This window comes from Streptomyces purpurogeneiscleroticus, assembly GCF_020024005.1.
GTDB lineage: Bacteria > Actinomycetota > Actinomycetes > Streptomycetales > Streptomycetaceae > Streptomyces > Streptomyces purpurogeneiscleroticus.
Map to the genome: position 1 here is coordinate 58,015 of NZ_NHSG01000357.1, position 19,209 is coordinate 77,223.

Below are 19,209 nucleotides of genomic sequence, written 5' to 3' on the forward strand. Positions count from 1 at the left end.
GAGAAGCCGGGGGCGGACCGGAGCGGTCAGGAGCCCTGGTCGCGCTTGTGGCGGCCGAGGAGGCCGGGTCTTGCACGTCCCGTAAGCCATTTGTGTGCGGGAGCCGGAGCCGGGTCCGGGAGCGCGTCCCAGGGGACCTGACGGCGGCGCAGATCCTGCCGGATCTTGGCTGCCAGCCTGGCGGTGTCCCGGCGGTTCATGAACGCACCGACCGCGGCGCCGATCATGAACGGCGTCATGCTCGGCAGGTTGCGCATCATGCGCTTCATGATCTGCTGACGCAGTTCGCGTTTCATCTGGCCGCCGAGCGCGAGATTCACCGTGGCGGGCTTCGCGATGTCCACGCCGCGCTCCTCCGTCCAGGACTGGACGTAGGCGAGACCGCGGGCCCGGAGGCCGCCCTGCGGGCGCACGCCGTACACCTCGTGCAGCTCGGCGATGAGCTTGATCTCGACCGTGGCGACGCCGACGACCTCGGCGGCCAGCTCGGCCGGCATCGCGGGCGGCACCGGCATCATGGCCGCCGCGCCCACTCCCGCACCGACGGTGGCGGTGCCCTTCGTCGCTCCTGCGACGAGCTTGTCGGCCAGTTGCTCGGGGGTCAGTCCGGGGAACTGGCGGCGCAGCGTGGCCAGGTCGCGGACCGGGATCCGCGGGGCGTTCTCGATGATCCGGTCGGCGGTCCAGGAGAGTCCCGACCGCGCGCCGGCACCACCTCTGCGTGCGCGGTCGCCCCATCTGGCCGCGAGCGTGGCCGCACGGCCACGCTCCCTCAGCGCTTCGATGTGCCGTTCCGCGGGGAGGGCGGCCTGGTCGGCGGGCACGGGCGCGGTTTCCTCGCGTGTTCGTGCGCCGGCCGCCGGACCGGTCTCACCCTGCTCGCCTCTGCGGAACGGTCTCACTGAGCTTCACCTCACGCTGTCGTCCCGGTGGCCGCGGATGCGTGCGGCGCCCGTCCGGGAAGCCGTCGGCTCCCCGGCCCGGCGCGGTGCGCGCGCCACGGCCTCGGCCTGCCCTCAGGCCGCGCAGTCGCGGCAGATGGGCTGGCCGTTCTTGTCCTCCGCGGCCAGCTGGCTGCGGTGGTGCACCAGGAAGCAGCTCATGCACGTGAACTCGTCCTGCTGCTTGGGCAGGACCCGCACGGCGAGCTCTTCGTTGGACAGGTCGGCGCCGGGCAGTTCCAAGCCCTCGGCCTGCTCGAACTCGTCGACGTCGACGGCCGAGGCGGACTTGTCGTTCCGCCGCGACTTCAGTTCTTCGATGCTGTCCTCGTTGAGGTCGTCATCGGTCTTGCGTGGTGTGTCGTAATCCGTAGCCATGGTCGCTCTCCCCCTCTGGGTGTCTGCGGTGTCTCAGCGCTCGTAACGCGTGAGAGGCCGGACTTGTGCCCGACCTGAGGCGGAGATTTTGCCTCACATCAAGGTCTGTTACTCAATCGACACCCAACCGCACCCCTGAAGAGGTGATCGGTTTGGATGGCGATAGGACCGTACACGGTCCTAAAGTCGCACCTCGCGCTTGCCATCCCGTGTACTTCCCGTGATCAGACCCCCGGGAAACCCGGATTTTCCCGGCCTTCCGAGGGGCTTGGCGATCACGGAGAGTAGATGGCCCGGAATTCGCGCCTGTGAGCGATCACACACGTCCGGGCCAACGAACGGACCGGTCGAATTCCGCGCAAAGCGAACTCGGGGCGAAGGATGACCGGACACCCGCCGCCGCGTCAAGCCGGACCCGCGGGTGCTCTGGCCGGAACACTCACACCGGGAGCACCACCCGCATGTCCAGGCCCCCGCCCTCACGCGGTACCGCGGTGATGGTGCCGTCGTGCGCCCGGACGACGGACCGCACGATGGACAGGCCGAGTCCCACGCCCTTGTCGCTGCCCGTGCGCTCCGTACGCAGTCTCCGGAAGGGCTCGAAGATGTTCTCCACCTCATAGGCGGGGACCACCGGGCCCGTATTGGAGACCACCAGCACCGCCCATCCGGGCTGCGCCTCCGTGGTCACCTCCACCCAGCCGTCTGCAGGGGTGTTGTACCGCACGGCGTTCTGTACGAGGTTCAGCGCGATGCGCTCCAGGAGGACGCCGCTGCCCTGGACGAAGACCTGTTTGCGTACGCCGCGCAGCTCCACGCCCTTGGTCTGGGCCTCGCCGCGGACCTGCTCGATGGCCTGCGAGGCGACCTCGGAGAGGTCGACCGGCTTCCGGTCCACGATCTTGTTCTCGCTGCGGGCGAGCAGCAGCAGGCCCTCGACGAGCTGTTCGCTGCGCTCGTTGGTGGCCAGCAGGGTCTTGCCCAACTGGGCCAGCTCCGGCGACGCCTCCGGGTCGGCGAGCTGCACTTCGAGGAGCGTGCGGTTGATCGCCAGCGGCGTCCGCAGCTCGTGCGAGGCGTTCGCCACGAAGCGCTGCTGCGACTCGAACGCGCGGTCCAGCCGGTCGAGCATCTCGTCGAACGTGTCGGCGAGCTCCTTCAGCTCGTCGTCCGGGCCGCCCAGCTCGATCCGCCGGTGCAGGTCGGAGCCGGCCACCCGCTGCGCGGTCCGCGTGATGCGGCCGAGCGGCGACAGGACGCGGCCCGCCATCGCGTACCCGAAGGCGAACGCGACGATGGTCAGTCCGACCAGCGCCATCAGGGAGCGGTTCAGGAGGTTGTTCAGGGCCACCGCGCGCTGCTGCGAGATGCAGGTGTTGATGGCGGAGTTCAGCTGGTCGACGTTGTTGGTGGCCGCGCCGGGGCAGCGGTCGGTGACGATCCGGAAGTCCGAGCCGATGATCTTGAACGGCAGTTGGTTGCCGTCCTGCAGCGCGTTAGCGGCCAGCATGTAGATGATCGCGAGCAGCACGATGCCGGCCATCAGGAACATGCCGCCGTACAGCAGCGTGAGCCTTATACGGATGGTCGGGCGCAGCCAGGGGAACGGGCGGACCGGCGGTTTCGGGTCCCAGGTGGGCTTGGGCGGTGCGGGCGGCGTCTGAGGGGCCGCGGGTGTCGTGGCCATGCCCGTCAGATCCGGTAGCCGGAGCCCGGTACGGTCACGATCACCGCGGGCTCACCGAGCTTGCGGCGCAGCGTCATGACGGTCACCCGGACGACGTTCGTGAACGGGTCGGTGTTCTCGTCCCACGCCTTCTCCAGCAGCTGCTCGGCCGAGACGACCGTGCCCTCGCTGCGCATCAGGACCTCCAGCACCGCGAACTCCTTGGGCGCGAGCTGGACCTCCTTGCCGTCGCGGAAGACCTCGCGGCGGTTCGGGTCGAGCTTGATGCCCGCCCGTTCCAGTACGGGCGGCAGCGCGACCGTCGTACGCCGCCCCAGCGCCCGTACGCGCGCGGTCAGCTCCGTGAACGCGAACGGCTTGGGCAGATAATCGTCGGCGCCGATCTCCAGGCCCTCGACGCGGTCGCTGACGTCGCCGGAGGCGGTCAGCATCAGCACGCGGGTCGGCATCCCCAGTTCGACGATCCTTCGGCAGACATCGTCGCCGTGGACCAGCGGGAGGTCGCGGTCCAGCACGACGACGTCGTAGTCGTTGACCGCGATGCGCTCCAGCGCGGCCGCGCCGTCGTACACCACGTCGACCGCCATGGCCTCCCGGCGCAGCCCGGTGGCCACCGCATCGGCGAGCAGCTGCTCGTCCTCGACGACGAGTACACGCACGTCGCTAGTCCTTCCTCACGGCCCCGCCGAACAGGGCACACACAAATTTCGAGCACATCCATCCTGCCCCGAAGAGCCGTAAACCGGCTGTAAGAGCAGGTGCGGCCCCCGATGGCGGGGACGCGGGCACCCGATCGGCAGGATTCACCATCCGCCTGAGGTTTCCGCGAGGTTCCGCATGGGGAGGACGATTGCACACTCGCGATCACGCCCTGCACGACGCCGTACCGTGACCGGCCGGCAGCCCGCAGGGACCACGCCGTGATCTCCCTCTGCCACACCCCCGTGGACGAGGGGCCCACACCCGTCGGCACACCCCCGTGCCACCGACCCACGACGAGGGGGCGCACCATGGACGCGTTCACCGCAGGCATTCTGCAGCGCATAAAGAACACCGAAGCCGACCTGGACCGGGCCCGCGAGACGGGCGACGACTTCCTCGCCGATGTCGAGCAGGCCGAGCTGGAGGACCTGCAGCGACTGGCCTCTGAGCACGGTGTGGAGGTCGGCGCGCCCAGCGCCTGATCCCACGCGCGCGACGAAGAGCGCCCCGGCACCGAGGGGACGGTGCCGGGGCGCTTTGTCGTATCCGGACGCCTCGTATACGGACGTGCCGTATCCGGACGCGTCGCGCCTGAACCCCGGTCGCACCTGGACGCCTGTACGGGCCGTACGGCGGCGGGCGCGACTCCCGGGACCCCGGGGGCCGGATCAGTCGTGCCAGGCGCCCAGATCCTCCAGCAAGGGCTGCAGCGCCTCGAAGACGGCCGGGGAGCCGGCGACGGTCAGCTCGTGGGACGCCGGCTCGCCGGGACGGCCGGCGGTGCGCGCGCCGGCCTCGCGGGCGATCAGCTCGCCCGCCGCGAAGTCCCAGGGGTTCAGCCCGCGCTCGTAGTAGGCGTCCAGCCGGCCGCAGGCCACGTCGCACAGGTCGATCGCGGCCGAACCGCCCCGCCGGATGTCGCGCACCTGCGGGAGCAGCGAGGCCAGCACCGCGGCCTGCGCGGCGCGCCGCTCGGCGACGTACCCGAAGCCGGTGCCGACCAGGGCCTGGGAGAGCGGCGGCGCGGGGCGCACCCGGATCGGCGCATTGTTCAGGAAGGCGCCGCCGCCGAGGACGGCGTGGCTGGTCTCGCCGCGCATCGGTGCCGCGACCACCCCGACGACCGTCTCGCCGTCCTTCTGGGCGGCGATGGACACGGCCCAAGCGGGCTGCCCGTAGAGGTAGTTGACGGTGCCGTCGATCGGGTCGATCACCCAGCGCACCCCGCTGGAGCCCTCGGCGCTGGCGCCCTCCTCGCCGAGGAAGCCGTCCTCGGGGCGGCGCTGGGAGAGGAAGCCGGTGATCAGCTTCTCGGAGGCGATGTCCATGTCGGTGACGACGTCGATGGGGCTGGACTTCGTGGCGGCCACGCCGAGATCGGCGGGGCGGCCGTCGCGCAGCAGCTCACCGGCCCGGCGGGCGGCTTCCAGGGCCAGCGCGAGAAGTTCGTCCTTCAGCTCTCCGCTGTGCAGCGGGGCGTCCTTCTGGGGATCGGACACGGTGCTCCTTGTTCGTACGGAAGGCCCCGCGGGTGCTGCGTACGGCAGGTCCGTGGGCCGCCGCGGGGCGGGCGCCCGCGGGCCGGGCAGCCGGGCCGCACGCCGTCGGGCGGCCCGGGACGGGCATCAGGCCCCCGCCGGCGTGCCGCTCCAGTCGGCACCCGCGGCGGCGGGCCGGGGCGAGCGGGCCGGGCAGCAGCCCACCGGGCAGAGGTCGTGGCTCGCCCCGAGGGCGCCCAGGGCGCAGCGCTCCGGGGAGCGGCCGCGCTCGGCCGCCGCGCGCTCCAGCAGCAGGTCGCGGACGGCCGCGGCGAACCGCGGGTCGGCGCCGACGGTGGCGGAGCGGGCCACGGGCAGGCCCAGCTCGGCGGCCTTGGCCGTGGCCTCCGTGTCGAGGTCGTACTTGACCTCCATGTGGTCCGAGACGAAGCCGATGGGGGCCATCACGACGGCCGGGACGCCCTGCGTGTGCAGCGTCTCCAGGTGGTCGCAGATGTCGGGCTCCAGCCAGGGGATGTGCGGGGCGCCGCTGCGGGACTGGTAGACGAGCTGCCAGGGGTGGGCCGTGCCGGTCTCCTCGCGCACCGCATCGGCGATCACCCGGGCCACGTCGAGGTGCTGCGCGACGTACGCGCCGCCCTCACCGTCCTCGGTGTGCTCCTCCGGGCGCCCCGAGGTGTCGGCGGCGGCGGTCGGGATGGAGTGCGTGGTGAACGCGATGTGGGCGCCCGCACGCACCTCGTCGGGCAGCTCGGCGAGCGAGGCCAGCACGCCGTCGACCATGGGGCGGACGAAGCCGGGGTGGTTGAAGTAGTGCCGCAACTTGTCGACCTGCGGCAGCTCCAGGCCCTCGGCCTCCAGAGTGGCCAGCGCGTCCGCCAGGTTCTCCCGGTACTGCCGGCAGCCCGAGTACGAGGCGTACGCGCTCGTGGCCAGCACCGCGATGCGGCGGTGGCCGTCGCGGACCATCTGGCGCAGGGTGTCGGTCAGATACGGCGCCCAGTTGCGGTTGCCCCAGTACACCGGCAGGTCCAGGCCGTGCTCGGCGAAGTCCTTGCGCAGCGCGTCCAGCAGCTCGCGGTTCTGCGCGTTGATCGGACTCACGCCGCCGAACAGGAAGTAGTGCTGCCCCACCTCCTTGAGGCGCTCACGGGGGATGCCGCGGCCACGCGTCACGTTCTCCAGGAACGGGACCACGTCGTCCGGGCCTTCGGGACCCCCGAAGGAGAGCAGGAGCAGGGCGTCATAGGGAGCAGGCACTGACTGTTCGGGCATGTCCCGATCCTCCCACCCGCCACTGACAGCCGGAAAACCGGAGGCACCACCGGAGTGCCACCCGTAAGCTGTATGGCTGCAGTACGTTCCTTACTGCCAGTCCTGACCCGGCTCACCGCGGTACCCGCGGATCCTCACTTGGCGGAGCGCCCCCTTGCCCAGTCCCTACCGCGCCCTGTTCGCCCGGCCCGGCACGAAGTCCTTCACCGCCGCCGGGTTCCTGGGGCGCATGCCGCTCTCCATGACCGGCATCGGCATCGTCACGATGGTCTCGCAGCTCACCGGCCGGTACGGCCTGGCGGGCGCGCTCTCCGCGACCGTCGCGCTCTCCGCCGCCGTACTCGGACCGCAGATCTCCCGCCTGGTGGACCGGCACGGCCAGCGCCGGGTGCTGCGCCCGGCCACCCTCGTCGCACTGGCCGCGGTCGCCGCCCTGCTGACGGCGGCCCAGCAGCGCTGGCCCGACTGGACGCTCTTCGTGTTCGCGGCCTGCGCGGGCTGTGTGCCCAGCGTCGGCGCGATGGTGCGCTCCCGGTGGGCGGAGGTGCACCACGGCTCCCCCGAGATGCTGCACGCCGCGTACTCCTGGGAGTCGATCGTCGACGAGTTCTGCTTCATCGTCGGCCCGATCCTCGCCATCGGGCTCTCCACCTCGTGGTTCCCCGAGGCCGGGCCGCTGCTGGCCGCCGTCTTCCTGGCGGCGGGCGTCTTCTGGCTGACCGCGCAGCGCGCGACCGAACCCGTACCGCACCCGCGTGCGCACCACACGAAGGGCTCCGCGCTGCGCTCCCGGGGCCTGCAGGTCCTCGTCGTCACCTTCACGGCCACCGGCGCGATCTTCGGGGCGATCGACGTGGTCACGGTGGCCTTCGCGGAGGCCGAGGGCCACAAGAGCGCGGCCAGTCTCGTCCTGGCGGTCTACGCGCTGGGGTCCTGCACGGCGGGCGCGGTCTTCGGGATGCTGCGCCCCGTGGGCCCGGCAGCGCGGCGCTGGGTACTGGGCGTGCTCGCCATGGCCGTGAGTATGATCCCGCTCCAACTGGTCGGGAACCTGCCGTTTCTGGCCGTGGCGCTCTTCGTCGCGGGGCTGACCATCGCACCGACGATGGTGACCACCATGGCCCTGGTCGAACAGCACGTACCGCGCGCGCAACTGACCGAGGGAATGACCTGGACGAGCACCGGGCTCGCGGTCGGGGTGGCGCTCGGCTCGTCGGCCGCCGGCTGGGTGGTGGACGCGGCCGGGGCCCGTACGGGGTACGTCGTGCCGGTCGCGGCCGGAGCGCTCGCGGCCGCGGTCGCGTTCCTCGGATACCGCCGGCTGCGGCCGGCGGCGACGCGGGCGGGGACACCCTCGCCCCGGGTGACGGGAGGGCTGGGCGCAGATGACAGTGACCGGAGCGGCTCGGGAGAGCGTGTGGCGTAACTGGGCGGGGAACGTCGAGGCCCGCCCCGTACGGAGCGTGGCACCGGCCTCCACGGAGGAGCTGGCGGCGGCCGTACAGCAGGCGGCCTCTGAGGGGCTGACCGTGAAGGCGGCCGGCACCGGCCACTCGTTCACGTCCGTGGCGGCCGCTGAAGGACTCCTCATACGGCCCGAACGGCTGACCGGCATACGGAAGGTGGACCGCGCCGCCGGCACCGTCACCGTGGCCGCGGGCACGCCCCTGAAGGACATGAACGCGGCGCTGTCCGCGCAGGGCCTGTCGCTGGCCAACATGGGCGACATCATGGAGCAGACCGTCTCGGGCGCCACCAGCACCGGTACGCACGGCACCGGCCGGGACTCCGCCTCGCTCTCCGCGCAGATCGTGGCCCTGGAGCTGGTCACCGCCGACGGCTCCGTACTGCGCTGCTCCGCACAGGAGAACGCGGACGTCTTCGCGGCGGCCCGGCTCGGCCTGGGCGCGCTCGGCGTCCTCACGGAGCTGACCTTCGCCGTCGAACCGGAGTTCCTGCTCGCCGCCCGTGAGGAGCCGATGCCATTCGACCGGGTGACCGAGGACTTCGATGCGCTCGTCGCGGAGAACGAGCACTTCGAGTTCTACTGGTTCCCGCACACCGGGAACTGCAACACCAAGCGCAACAACCGGAGCCAGGGACCCGCAGCACCGAACGGCGCCGTCAGCGGCTGGGTCGAGGACGAGCTGCTCTCCAACGGCGTCTTCCAGGTGGCCTGCGCGGTCGGCAAGGCACTGCCCGCCACCATCCCCGGCATCGCCAAGCTCTCCAGCCGCGCGCTGTCCGCCCGCAGGTACACCGACATCCCGTACAAGGTGTTCACCAGCCCGCGCCGGGTGCGCTTCGTGGAGATGGAGTACGCCGTCCCCCGAGAGGCGGCGGTCGCGGCACTACAGGAGCTGCGCGCACTGGTCGAGCGCTCCGCCTTCCGGATCAGCTTCCCCGTGGAGGTGCGCACCGCACCCGGGGACGACATCCCGCTGTCCACCGCCTCCGGGCGGGACACCGCCTACATAGCGATGCACATGTACCGGGGCACGCCCCACGAGGCGTACTTCACGGCCGCCGAGCGCATCATGACCGCGCACGGCGGCCGGCCTCATTGGGGCAAGCTGCACACCCGGGACGCGGAGTACCTCGCCGCCGCTTACCCGCGCTTCGGCGAGTTCACCGCGCTGCGGGACCGGCTGGACCCGCAGCGGGTGTTCGGCAACGCGTACCTGCGGCGGGTGCTCGGGGACTGACGCGGGGCGCGCCCCGGGCCCGGGCTCAGGAGGAGCCGGGGGCCGGGGTCTGTCCGGCGTCCTGAGCGTCGTCCGTGCCGCTCCCGGCGTCGGGGCTGCTGCTCGCGCCGTCGTCCCCGCCGTCGGTCGGCGTGGGCGTCGGATCCGCGGACTCGTCACCGTCGCTCGGCGACGGGCTGGGCGCGGTGGACTCGTCGTCCGAGCCGCTCCCCGTGTCGCTGCCGCTGTCCGCCCCCGAGTGCGCGTCGGAGCCGCTGTCCGCACTGCCGTCCGTGGCGTCCGGCTGCGGGGTCGGCCCCTCGGTGGCACCACCGCGGTCCGTGTCCTCGGTGGACGTGCTGGGCTGCGGCGTCGGCGTCGTCGGGGCGCTGTCGCCGCCGGAGCGGAAGAAGTTGCTGACCGACGTGCCGTTGCTTCCCGCGGCGTCGTGCCCGGTGGCCAGCTCGAAGGCGGTGACCCCGGCCATCGCGAGCAGGAAGACCGCGAGCGCGGCGAGCAAGGTGCGGCGCCGGCCGCGCAGCCGGGTGCCGTACAGCGTCCTGAACTCCCCCTCGGGGGTCTCATCGGGGGTCTCCGCCACAGAGGCGCCGCCGGGCGGCTCCGTCACGGTACGCAGCGCCATCGTGCGCGTGTCCTGCTGCGGCACCGGCCGGGTCGCGTCCTCCGCGCCGGGCGGAATGAGGATCTGCGTGTCGTCGGCCGCGGGCGAGGCGGCGGTGAGGACCTGGGTCTCGTCGAGCGCGGACGAGTCGAGCGCGGACGAGCGGGGCAGAGTCCGGGTCGCGTCGGCGTCCTTGGCCGCCGCCACGGAGGTGATCTCGTCCTCCGTACCGCCGCGGTCGAACGTCGGGAGCACCATCGTCACGCCCGCCGAGGACGCGGACCTGACGCGTGTCGCCCCGCGCGCACCCGTGCCGGGGGCCGTCATCCGGCTGCCGAGCTCCTGCCGGCGGCGCGGCCTGGGCCGCGTGCTGACCGTCGCCTCCTTGACCTGTTCCCCGGTGCGCCGGAAGAGGTGGTGGAAGATCGACCCGCCGGTGGTGGCGACCACGCTGACCACGCCGGCGCCGATGACCGTCCCGTAGACGCCGAGCCGTCCGGCCAGGTATGCGGCGACCGCCGCCGCGAGCGCGCTGCCCGACACCTGAGCGAGGCTCAGGTCGATCCTTTTCTCCTTCCCGGTCTTCTTTGTCTTGCTTTCGGTTCTGTCGTCCATCCTTGGCCCTTGATCGACGCTTCGATCCGTCTTGCACAGAGAAGGGACATTTAGGCGGACTGGATAGTTCCATTTCTGGCGGTTTTGTGAACCAGGTCACACGATTCTGTGCAGCTGGCCATTCGATCGCATAAGTAGAGAGGTCGACATGGCGACCGAACTCCGCTGGGCAGGGAAAACTTGGCGGCGCGGCGCCCCACTCCGGTGGTCCGAATGGAGTACTGTTGCGAATCCTGGCCCCGGTTTCCCGTCCGGCTGCCCGGACCCACGGGAGGGGCCCGCAAGGCGGCTCTCGCCCCGGGGCGCCGCCACTCGGCACGGGGTGCTGGTACACAGGGCAACCGGTACGGTCACCGGAGGTTGCAAACTGGTTACCGTGTCATAACGGCGTTTCAGGGCCACAGCCTGACACGCCGGGCAACTCGGCAATGTTGTGGCAGGCTGCACCCGGGCAGGCCACACTCGACTAGCGGAAGCAGCGACGCACGTGACGTCGGCAGGCACCACCCGGGAGGTCCCCATGCCCGAACTGCGTGTCGTGGCCGTCTCGAACGACGGCACACGGCTGGTGCTCAAGGCTGCGGACAGCACCGAGTACACGCTGCCGATCGACGAGCGGCTGCGTGCCGCGGTGCGCAATGACCGCGCACGCCTGGGCCAGATCGAGATCGAGGTGGAGAGCCACCTCCGGCCACGCGACATCCAGGCCCGTATAAGGGCCGGCGCCTCCGCCGAGGAGGTCGCACAGCTCGCCGGCATCCCCGTCGACCGGGTGCGGCGCTTCGAGGGCCCTGTGCTCGCGGAGCGCGCGTTCATGGCCGAGCGCGCCCGCAAGACGCCCGTACGCCGGCCCGGCGAGAACACCGGTCCGCAGCTGGGCGAGGCGGTCGCCGAGCGGCTGCTGCTGCGCGGCGCCGACAAGGACAGCGTGCAGTGGGACTCCTGGCGCCGCGACGACGGCACCTGGGAGGTCCTGCTCGTCTACCGCGTCGCGACCGAGCCGCACTCCGCGAGCTGGACGTACGACCCGCCCCGGCGGCTCGTACAGGCCGTGGACGACGAGGCACGGGCGCTGATCGGCGAGACCGACGACAGCCCGGAGCCGAGCTTCCCGTTCGTGCCGCGGATCGCCCGGCTGCCCCGGGACCGGCCGCTGGACCGGACCCTGGACCGCCCGCAGACCGCGGAGCGGCCCGCGTCGCCGGCCACCCCCGAGGAGGAGGTCCCCGCGGCTTCGGCCTCGGCCGCCGTCGAGGAGACCGAGGAGCGGGACCCGCGCGACTCGCTGACCAGCCTGCTGGAGGCGGTGCCGAGCTTCCGGGGCGACCTGGTCGTCCCCGAGCCGAAGACGCCGCCGGACGACGAGCCGGCCACGGAGCCCGAGGTCGAGGAGGAGGCCGCCCCGGCGGCGAGCGCGGGCGCCGGCTCCGCGTACGCCGACGTACTGATGCCACGCGCCGTCGCGGGACACCGGGACCGGCTCACGGGTACGACCGACCGCCAGGCCGAAGCGGACGGCGTCCGCCCCGGCCGCCGCGCCGCGGTGCCCAGCTGGGACGAGATCGTCTTCGGTACGCGGCGCAAAAAGCCGGACGCCTGACCGCGGAGCAGTCGGCCCAAGGCGCACTCCGGCCTTGGGCTGCCCGCGTGCCGAAACGGTCCTGCGGGCGGTCGGCCAGTACGGGCATGGTCCTGCGGGCGGTCGGTCAGTAGGGGTACGGTCCTGCGGGCGGTTGGCCGGTACGGCAACGTCCCTCCGGACGGTCGGCCAGTACGGGACGGTCCTGCGGGCGGTCGGCCAGTACGGCAACGTCCCTCCGGGCTGTCCCGCCCACGCGCAACGGTCCCGCCCACGCGCATCGGTCCGCCGCCGGGCGGCCTCGGCGGGTGCGATCGCCTCGCACCCGCCCGCGTACCGTCCCCGTCCCCCGGTTCGCCTCTCAGCCCGCCTCGGGCCCCGTGGCCACCGGACGGGACGCGTCGCCCGACCACTCGCTCCAGGAGCCGACGTAGAGGGCCGCCGGAACGCCCGCTACGGCCAGCGCCAGCACCTCGTGCGCGGCGGAGACGCCCGAGCCGCAGTAGACCCCGACCTCGGCGCCCGGCGCAGCCCCCAGGGCGCTGAAGCGCTCGGCCAGTTCGGCGGCCGGCCGGAACCTGCCGTCGGCGGCGACGTTCTCGCCTGTCGGGGCGGAGCGTGCGCCGGGGATGTGACCGGCGACCGGGTCGATGGGCTCGACCTCGCCCCGGTAACGCTCCGCCGCCCGCGCGTCCAGAAGCACCCCGCGCCGGGCCAGCGCGGCCGCCTCGTCGGCCGTGAGCACCGGCACCGCCCCGAGCGCCGCCGTGAAGTCGCCGGGCTTCGGAGCGGGCTCCTCGTCGGTCAACTCGCCGCCCGCCGCCCGCCAGGCCGGCAGCCCGCCGTCCAGGGCGCGTACGTCCTCGTGTCCCGCCCAGCGCAGCAGCCACCAGGCGCGGGCCGCAGCCCAGCCCTGTCCGCCGTCGTACACGACCACCGCGCGGTCCCCTGAGACGCCGGCCGCGCGCATGGCCGCCGCGAAGTCCTCCGGGTCCGGCAGCGGATGGCGGCCCCCGGAGCCCGCGGGCCCGGCCAGATCGGCGTCGAGGTCGACGTAGACGGCACCGGGCAGATGACCGGTCGCGTACTCGGCGTGCCCGGACGGGCCGCCCAGCTGCCAGCGGACATCGAGGAGCACCGGAGGCGTCCCGCCCGCCAGCTCGCTCGCCAGTTCGGTAGCGGAGATGATGGCATTCATGGCCCCATCCTTGCGCAGTCACGACCGGTCCGTGCCGTCCGTGGGCAAGTCACGATGAAGCGCATGGACCAGTCCCTCACCACGTAAGCAACAGGTCCCTCACCACGTAAGGAACAGGTGGTCCCTCACTTCGTAAGGCAGCAGGTTCCTCACCACATACGGAGCAGGTCCATCACCACGTAGCCGAGGGGTCCCTCACACAGGACGGTGACATCCGCAGAAACGGCACTGCGTCATCAGATCGGGCACTCTCCGGCCCGGCCGCACAACAGTCGCGCGACCGGCGGCGCGGCCGACCCGCGCCGCCCACGGCCGGATGCAAACATCTGCACGGCACAGCCCGTACTCGTACGGTCCCCATCCCTGATGGTCCGAGGAGCAAGCGACGATGACGACCGAGGCAGCGAGCCGGCGGACGCCCGGCACCCCTTGCTGGGTGAGTCTCATGGTGCACGACCTGCCCGTCACGCAGGACTTCTACAGTGCGCTGTTCGGCTGGGAGTTCCGGCCGGGTCCGCAGCAACTCGGCCCCTACGTACGGGCGCTGTCGGCCGGCCGGGAGGTGGCCGGGATGGGAACGCTGCCCCCCGAACGGCAGCTGTCCATCGCGTGGACGCCCTATCTGGCGAGCGACGACGCGGACGCCGTCACCGAGCGCATCCGCGCCTGTGGCGGCACGGTCGGCGTCGGCCCGCTGGACGCCGACCACGCGGGGCGGATGGCACTCGCCTCGGACCCCCAGGGCGCGGTCTTCGGGATCTGGCAGGGGCACACCATGAAGGGCACGGCGGTGGTCGGCGAGCCGGGCACTCTGGCGTGGAACGAACTGGTGACCCCGGAGGCCACCACGGCCGGCAGATTCTACGAACACGTCTTCGGCTTCGAGACGGAGACCGCGCACCACCTCGGAGGCGACGACCTGACGCTGTGCCTCAAGGGGCACCCGGTGGCGAGCATCCACGGGGCGGGCGACACGCTGTCCCAGGAGCGCGGGCCGCACTGGAGGACGTACTTCGCCGTCTCCGACGCGGACGCGGCGGCCCGCCGGGTCACGGAGCTGGGCGGCCAGGTGACCGGCGCGCCCCGGAACTCGCCCCACGGACGCCTGGCAACGGTCACCGACCCGGAGGGCGCGGAGTTCATGGTGGTGCAGCGACCGACGAAGTGACCGGGGAGAGCGCGGCGGCGTGCGCCGACGCGGAGGTCCGGCGGCGTCTGTGGTGGACACAGTCGGCCAGTTCAACCAGCCGCAGCTCGTCCCTCACGCGGGCCGGCTGCTCGACCTGGCCGGGCGTCAGGAACTGCACCTCGTCGACGATGACTTAGTCGCCCCGGCCCGGAACTGATCCGAGCCACCCGCCCCTGCCCGGCCACTCCCGTGCACACGGTGCCCCCATCATGGGCGAGCCGAAAACTCAGGCCGAAACCCAGACCGAAAAGGACTACAAAACGCCCTGATCAGTGGATCAGTACGCGAAAAACTTGGGCGTACCGCTTGGGTATCCTCTCACCGACGTTGATCAAGTTCCGCGCTTCGAGGGGAGATGTGGCACATATCGCCGGGGAACGGTGCGAGTCGGCATGCCATCCACCCAAGCCGAATGAACCGGACATGCCACGCGTCAGCCACTGGCCCGTGCCTACTGGGTCGTTTTCCATGGATCCGGGTTCCCGGTTCTCCGCCTTGAAGGGAAGGCAAGGATGACAGGGGGCACCGACGATGATTGAGTCGCAAGCAATGCCAACTGAAATCGCACCGAGTGCGTCCACTTATTCCGCTCGCGCTACACTCCTCGCGGAACGCGAAGCTCGAATAAAGCACCTTGTCCGTCAGGACATTTCTCTCTTGCGCGCATTGGTCTTTGCGGCCTGCATCATAATGATGTGTGCAAGTGTCCACTCCGCCCCGAAGCTCATCGCCTCAGGCGAGACACTGAATGTGATTTCAGCAGTTGCGCTCTTGGTCGTAGCGTGCGGCGGGTGTGGGGCAATCCTCAACCGCATGCGGGGCGAAAATAGGCGTAGATGGGAGGCCATCCAGAGCTGGGTTGTGCTAGCGCACACAGACGAGGGACGGGCACTGCCCGCAGGCAATCTGACGCCAGAGTTGGCCCTGTCGTACGACAGGGCGGTCGGTAACGTAGTTACGCAACCTGGTGTTTCCGGTAGTACGGAAGCGCCGATGCAGTACGGCTGGGGGAACAGCCCGAAGGCGCGAACCATTTTCAGCACTGTCCTCTTTCTGCTCGGCTCTATTGCATTCATTTTTGCCGTGCTTGGGAGCATCGGTGAAGTTAGCCCTCAATCTGTTGGGCTTGCTGGTTCCAGCCTCATCTTCACGTTGGCGATGCGCGCCGTTTTCAGGAGAATTCCGAACCATGCTAAGTGGTGTTTCGACCAGCACCAGAAGGCGATCGCTGTAGCAGATCGCGAGCGTGATAGGCGAGTATCCGAAGGAAAGACTTCATGACTGGCATCGAATATCAAGAAACCCATTTGAGGCAGCAGCACCGTAGCCGCCTACTTTCAGCCGAACCAGGTATATCTGTACAGCGGAACCGCGATGAGATGGTTCTGGGTCTGGGATTGATTATCGCGATTGGTGGGCTTCTGTTCATCATCGCGTACCTTGTCCTGCGCTTTGCGGTCCGCGTGGAGAGCATTGGGCTCGGCGTCTTGCCGCTGGTCGGGGCGGGAGCCCTGGTGTATGGACTTCTGCCAGTGACTGCCTTGTTGTCCAAGCGGGTGCGGGCACAGAGGCAGCTGCGCGCACTGACCACAAAGGCTGGGCGTCAACTTGATGTACTGCGCTCTGAAGAGTTGCAGCCGGTCACCTATTCCGAACCTTCGCCGGGGGCAGGCGGGTTCGCGGTTGGTGCGATTCAGCTCTCCAGCAAGGGTATGCAGCTGCTCGGCAGCGAGGGCGTGGTTCTCAGCGCGGATCTGAGTGAGATCCTGGGCGCTGTGTACCTTCCGGCCGGGAAGCTGTGGCAGCCACGCGGGATGGAGATCCACTTCAATCAAGAGCGGGTACTTGAGGTCCGTACGTTTCGGCAGACGGTGCTGGGCTCGGCGTTGTCACAGAATGGTGTGAAGGTTCTGGAGTCAGGTGCTGGCCAAACTCGGGGCCAGGACTGACACAGCGTCCGGACAGCGGTCTTTCCCGCAGGATCCGGCAGGGCCTGACGGCCGGTTGCAGGTGCCGCCCCCTCGTGCCCTGATACCTGCGGCCAGGCACAACAGCCAAGGTTCGTGCACCCCTAGTGCCATAGCCCACAGCTCACGACAGGCGCAGCCGCTGCCCGAGCGTGGGTGCCGGCTCGGGTGCACGTACCCGGCCTCAGTCAGTGGTGACCGGCAGGACATCGGGCGACAGCGTCGCCGCATGTGCCGAGGCGCTCGTCATTCGTTTGCGGTGATGGCGTCGGCAGAGGACCTCGTACCCGATCTGCTCCGCGGGCGTGGCCACATCGCCGACCACTACCTGCTCGCCCTCGACCACCATTTCGCCGCCCACCGTGCGGGCGTTGTGCGTGGCCCGGGCGCCGCACCAGCACATCGCCTCGACCTGCAACGCCTCTATCCGGTCCGCCAACTCGATCAGCCGTTGTGACCCCGGGAAGAGCTTCGTGCGGAAGTCTGTGGTGATGCCGAAGGCGAAGACGTCCAGGGCGAGATCGTCCACGATCCGGGCCAGCTGGTCGATCTGTTCGGGCGCGAGGAATTGGGCCTCGTCCACGATGACGTAATCGACCTTGCCGCCGTGGGTCATCTGTTCCACGAGGTGCCCGTAAAGGTCCATCCCCGGGGCTGCCTCCACCGCATCCGTCACCAGTCCCAGACGCGATGACAGCTTTCCCTCCCCCGCACGGTCGTCGCGGGTGAAGATCACGCCCTGCAGCCCCCGGGCCGAACGGTTGTGCCCGATTTGGAGCGCCAGAGTCGACTTCCCGCAGTCCATCGTGCCGCTGAAGAACACCAGTTCAGCCATGGGGGGTTCAAGTTGCCTTTCGGGCGCGCGTCGGGGCCTGCCGACGGCAATTGGGTCGTACGAAGGGAGGGTCCGGGCGCCGTACCGTTTCACCCCACCACTTCCCCATGGGGGGGGGGACGCAGGGCCCCTGCTCAATACAGTAACGGGGGGCACTGACAACACTGTCGTGCGTGTCAGGTGCGGACTTCCAGGAGGGGGACGAGTTGTTCGACCGGGGTCATGGAGCCGTGCATGCCGACCATGGCTGATTCGCGTGGCTCGTTCTGGCTCGCGATGATCACCATGTCGGCGTGTGCGGCGGCCACCACGTCACCGATCCTGCCCCGCACCCGGTCGTCGACGTGCGGGCCGAACCACCCGGCGGCGATCGCCTCCTCGCGGCCGGCCACCCACATCTGCTCGCCGACGACCTCGCGCCAGACCGCGAGCACGTCGTCGGCCGCGCCCGGATGCGCGTACACGTGGCGGCAGCGGCCCTCGCCGCCCAGCAGCCGTACGCCGGCGCTCAGTTCCCAGTCCTCGTCGAAGTCGACGCGGGACTCCGGGTCGAACGGGATGTCGATCATGCCGTGGTCGGCGGTGATGTAGAGGGCCGAACGGGGTGGGAGCTGTTCGGCCAGGCGCTCCGCGAGCCGGTCGACGTACATCAGCTGGCCGCGCCAGGCGTCGGAGTCGACGCCGTAGCGGTGGCCCTTGCCGTCGACCTCCGAGTAGTACGTGTAGACCAGCGAGCGGTCGCCGGCGGCCAGCTGCTCGGCGGCCAGGTCCATCCGGTCCTCACCGGAGAGCCGGCCGTGGAAGGTGCCGCCGCTGAGCGCGATCTCGGTGAGCGGGGTGCGCTCGAAGTTGGGCGCGGAGACCTGGCAGGTGTGGATACCCGCCGCGTGCGCCTGCTGGAAGACCGTGGGGTACGGCTGCCAGGCGTACGGGTCCGTCCACGGCTGCCAGCGGAGCTGGTTCATCAGCGCGCCGGTGTCGGGGTCCTGGACGGTGTACCCGGCGAGGCCGTGCGCGCCGGGCGGCAGGCCCGTGCCGACCGAGGCGAGCGAGGTGGCCGTGGTGGACGGGAAACCGGCCGTCATCGGGCGCCCGGTGCCGTTCATGGAAGTGCCGAGCAGCGAGGTCAGGAAGGGCGCCTCGTCCGGGTGGGCGCGCAGCAGCTCCCAGCCCAGGCCGTCGATGAGGAAGACGCAGGCGCGGTCGGCGGGCGTCAGCTCCAGGCTCGTCGGACTGCCGTGCGCCAGGCCCTGGCCCGCGGTGATGGCGGGCAGGAGGTCGGCGAGCGCACCTGTGCCGTAGCGGGGTACCGGTGCGGTGGCGAGGTCCAGCGGCTCGGGCCAGGCGGATGCCGGGTCCGCGGCGAAACCCGCCATCAGCGGGCGGCCGAGGAGGCGGTGGCTTCGGAGAGCGCCTGGGCGAAGGCGAGCGTCTGCCGGACGGTGTCCGGGCCGTCGCCGGCCTCGCTGACCCGCAGCGAGAGGTCGTCGGCGGTGGAGGAACCGGTGTAGCCGTGGTCGGCCTCGCAGTTCGGGTCGCCGCAGCTGGCGGGCTCCAGGTCGAGCCGGGCGACGGCGCCCCAGCCGATGGTCAGCACGACCTCGCGGGGCAGCTGCCCCGGGGTGTAGGACTCCGGGTTGGCGACGACGCGGCTGAGCACGACGGAGGAGATCCGGCCGAGCTTCACCGACTCGGTGGAGGTGGTGGCGTACGGCGTCGGCGACGTGGCGTCCGCGGCCTGCTCGTCGGTATGGCTGACGATGAAGCGGGTGCCGGTGAGGACCAGCACCGTGACGTGGCGGCGCACTTCGTTGGCGTCGAAGGTCGTCTCCTGGTGGACCAGGTACGAGACCACCGGCTCGCCGCCCACCGCGGCCTGCACCGCCTCGGCCACGAGTGCCGGGTAATAGCCGCTGCGCTCGATCGCCGCGCGCAGCCCCTGGGTCGTCGTACCGGTCTTAGCCATGCCGTCCATCCTACGGGGCGCCGGGGCCGCCACGGGCCGCAGGCGGCGGGCCGGGGCTCAGTACACCGGGAG

At 70.9% G+C, this 19,209-nt stretch carries 18 protein-coding genes; 7 read left to right on the forward strand and 11 right to left on the reverse strand.

Features of this window, described 5'->3' with window-relative positions; genetic code table 11:
- Nucleotides 1–26: 26 nt before the first annotated feature.
- The 4 genes from CCS38_RS24685 to CCS38_RS24700 all read right to left on the reverse strand — a co-directional run bounded on the left by CCS38_RS24685 (nucleotide 27) and on the right by CCS38_RS24700 (nucleotide 3,665).
- Nucleotides 27–824, reverse strand: coding sequence for a hypothetical protein (locus CCS38_RS24685; protein WP_372457142.1), 798 nt, complete (start codon nucleotides 822–824; stop codon nucleotides 27–29).
- A 192-nt stretch (nucleotides 825–1,016) separates the two neighbouring features.
- Complete coding sequence (locus tag CCS38_RS24690; RefSeq protein ID WP_003982531.1) at nucleotides 1,017–1,319, reverse strand: DUF4193 domain-containing protein; 303 nt, start codon at nucleotides 1,317–1,319, stop codon at nucleotides 1,017–1,019.
- A 439-nt stretch (nucleotides 1,320–1,758) separates the two neighbouring features.
- Nucleotides 1,759–3,006: a sensor histidine kinase gene (locus CCS38_RS24695; protein ID WP_223735499.1), complete on the reverse strand. Its 1,248-nt coding sequence runs from the start codon at nucleotides 3,004–3,006 to the stop codon at nucleotides 1,759–1,761.
- A gap of 5 nt (nucleotides 3,007–3,011) precedes the next feature.
- Complete coding sequence (locus CCS38_RS24700) at nucleotides 3,012–3,665, reverse strand: response regulator transcription factor (RefSeq protein ID WP_223735500.1); 654 nt, start codon at nucleotides 3,663–3,665, stop codon at nucleotides 3,012–3,014.
- Between the two features lie 351 nt (nucleotides 3,666–4,016).
- On the opposite strand from CCS38_RS24700, the gene CCS38_RS24705 reads away from it, so the two are divergent.
- On the forward strand, nucleotides 4,017–4,190 hold the full coding sequence (locus tag CCS38_RS24705; protein ID WP_169746148.1) for a hypothetical protein: 174 nt from the start codon (nucleotides 4,017–4,019) through the stop codon (nucleotides 4,188–4,190).
- Between the two features lie 186 nt (nucleotides 4,191–4,376).
- Here CCS38_RS24705 and CCS38_RS24710 read toward each other — a convergent pair whose 3' ends face one another.
- Together CCS38_RS24710 and CCS38_RS24715 are read right to left on the reverse strand one after the other, a co-directional pair.
- Complete coding sequence (locus CCS38_RS24710; protein WP_223735501.1) at nucleotides 4,377–5,207, reverse strand: inositol monophosphatase family protein; 831 nt, start codon at nucleotides 5,205–5,207, stop codon at nucleotides 4,377–4,379.
- Between the two features lie 126 nt (nucleotides 5,208–5,333).
- Complete coding sequence (locus CCS38_RS24715) at nucleotides 5,334–6,482, reverse strand: ferrochelatase (RefSeq protein WP_223735502.1); 1,149 nt, start codon at nucleotides 6,480–6,482, stop codon at nucleotides 5,334–5,336.
- 154 nt (nucleotides 6,483–6,636) lie between these two features.
- Between CCS38_RS24715 and CCS38_RS24720 the strand changes: the two genes are divergently transcribed.
- Together CCS38_RS24720 and CCS38_RS24725 are read left to right on the forward strand one after the other, a co-directional pair.
- Nucleotides 6,637–7,908 (forward strand): MFS transporter, encoded by a 1,272-nt coding sequence (locus CCS38_RS24720; RefSeq protein WP_223735503.1) that lies wholly within the window; start codon nucleotides 6,637–6,639, stop codon nucleotides 7,906–7,908.
- On the forward strand, nucleotides 7,868–9,187 hold the full coding sequence (locus CCS38_RS24725) for a D-arabinono-1,4-lactone oxidase (RefSeq protein WP_223735504.1): 1,320 nt from the start codon (nucleotides 7,868–7,870) through the stop codon (nucleotides 9,185–9,187). Before CCS38_RS24720 ends, CCS38_RS24725 begins: the two co-directional genes overlap by 41 nt.
- A gap of 25 nt (nucleotides 9,188–9,212) precedes the next feature.
- Here CCS38_RS24725 and CCS38_RS24730 read toward each other — a convergent pair whose 3' ends face one another.
- Nucleotides 9,213–10,403 carry an MSCRAMM family adhesin SdrC gene (locus tag CCS38_RS24730; RefSeq protein WP_223735505.1) on the reverse strand — a complete coding sequence of 397 codons (1,191 nt, stop codon included), beginning with the start codon at nucleotides 10,401–10,403 and terminating at the stop codon, nucleotides 9,213–9,215.
- Nucleotides 10,404–10,890: 487 nt separating this feature from the next.
- Between CCS38_RS24730 and sepH the strand changes: the two genes are divergently transcribed.
- Nucleotides 10,891–12,003, forward strand: coding sequence for a septation protein SepH (gene sepH / locus CCS38_RS24735; protein ID WP_223735506.1), 1,113 nt, complete (start codon nucleotides 10,891–10,893; stop codon nucleotides 12,001–12,003).
- Nucleotides 12,004–12,343: 340 nt separating this feature from the next.
- Here the strand turns inward: sepH and CCS38_RS24740 are convergent, their stop codons facing one another.
- Complete coding sequence (locus CCS38_RS24740; protein WP_223735507.1) at nucleotides 12,344–13,180, reverse strand: sulfurtransferase; 837 nt, start codon at nucleotides 13,178–13,180, stop codon at nucleotides 12,344–12,346.
- Nucleotides 13,181–13,568: 388 nt separating this feature from the next.
- On the opposite strand from CCS38_RS24740, the gene CCS38_RS24745 reads away from it, so the two are divergent.
- The 3 genes from CCS38_RS24745 to CCS38_RS24755 all read left to right on the forward strand — a co-directional run bounded on the left by CCS38_RS24745 (nucleotide 13,569) and on the right by CCS38_RS24755 (nucleotide 16,318).
- Nucleotides 13,569–14,348, forward strand: a complete 780-nt coding sequence (locus tag CCS38_RS24745; RefSeq protein WP_223735508.1) for a VOC family protein — start codon at nucleotides 13,569–13,571, stop codon at nucleotides 14,346–14,348.
- A 1,014-nt stretch (nucleotides 14,349–15,362) separates the two neighbouring features.
- Nucleotides 15,363–15,650 (forward strand): hypothetical protein, encoded by a 288-nt coding sequence (locus tag CCS38_RS24750; protein ID WP_223735509.1) that lies wholly within the window; start codon nucleotides 15,363–15,365, stop codon nucleotides 15,648–15,650.
- Entirely contained in the window at nucleotides 15,647–16,318 is a 672-nt protein-coding gene (locus CCS38_RS24755) for a hypothetical protein (RefSeq protein WP_223735510.1), read from the forward strand. Before CCS38_RS24750 ends, CCS38_RS24755 begins: the two co-directional genes overlap by 4 nt.
- A gap of 202 nt (nucleotides 16,319–16,520) precedes the next feature.
- On the opposite strand, the gene CCS38_RS24760 is transcribed toward CCS38_RS24755, so the two are convergent.
- The 3 genes from CCS38_RS24760 to CCS38_RS24770 all read right to left on the reverse strand — a co-directional run bounded on the left by CCS38_RS24760 (nucleotide 16,521) and on the right by CCS38_RS24770 (nucleotide 19,137).
- On the reverse strand, nucleotides 16,521–17,171 hold the full coding sequence (locus CCS38_RS24760; protein ID WP_223735511.1) for a thymidine kinase: 651 nt from the start codon (nucleotides 17,169–17,171) through the stop codon (nucleotides 16,521–16,523).
- Nucleotides 17,172–17,347: 176 nt separating this feature from the next.
- Nucleotides 17,348–18,547 carry an alkaline phosphatase family protein gene (locus CCS38_RS24765; protein WP_223735512.1) on the reverse strand — a complete coding sequence of 400 codons (1,200 nt, stop codon included), beginning with the start codon at nucleotides 18,545–18,547 and terminating at the stop codon, nucleotides 17,348–17,350.
- On the reverse strand, nucleotides 18,547–19,137 hold the full coding sequence (locus tag CCS38_RS24770) for a DUF5998 family protein (protein WP_223735513.1): 591 nt from the start codon (nucleotides 19,135–19,137) through the stop codon (nucleotides 18,547–18,549). Before CCS38_RS24770 ends, CCS38_RS24765 begins: the two co-directional genes overlap by 1 nt.
- Nucleotides 19,138–19,209 lie beyond the last annotated feature (72 nt).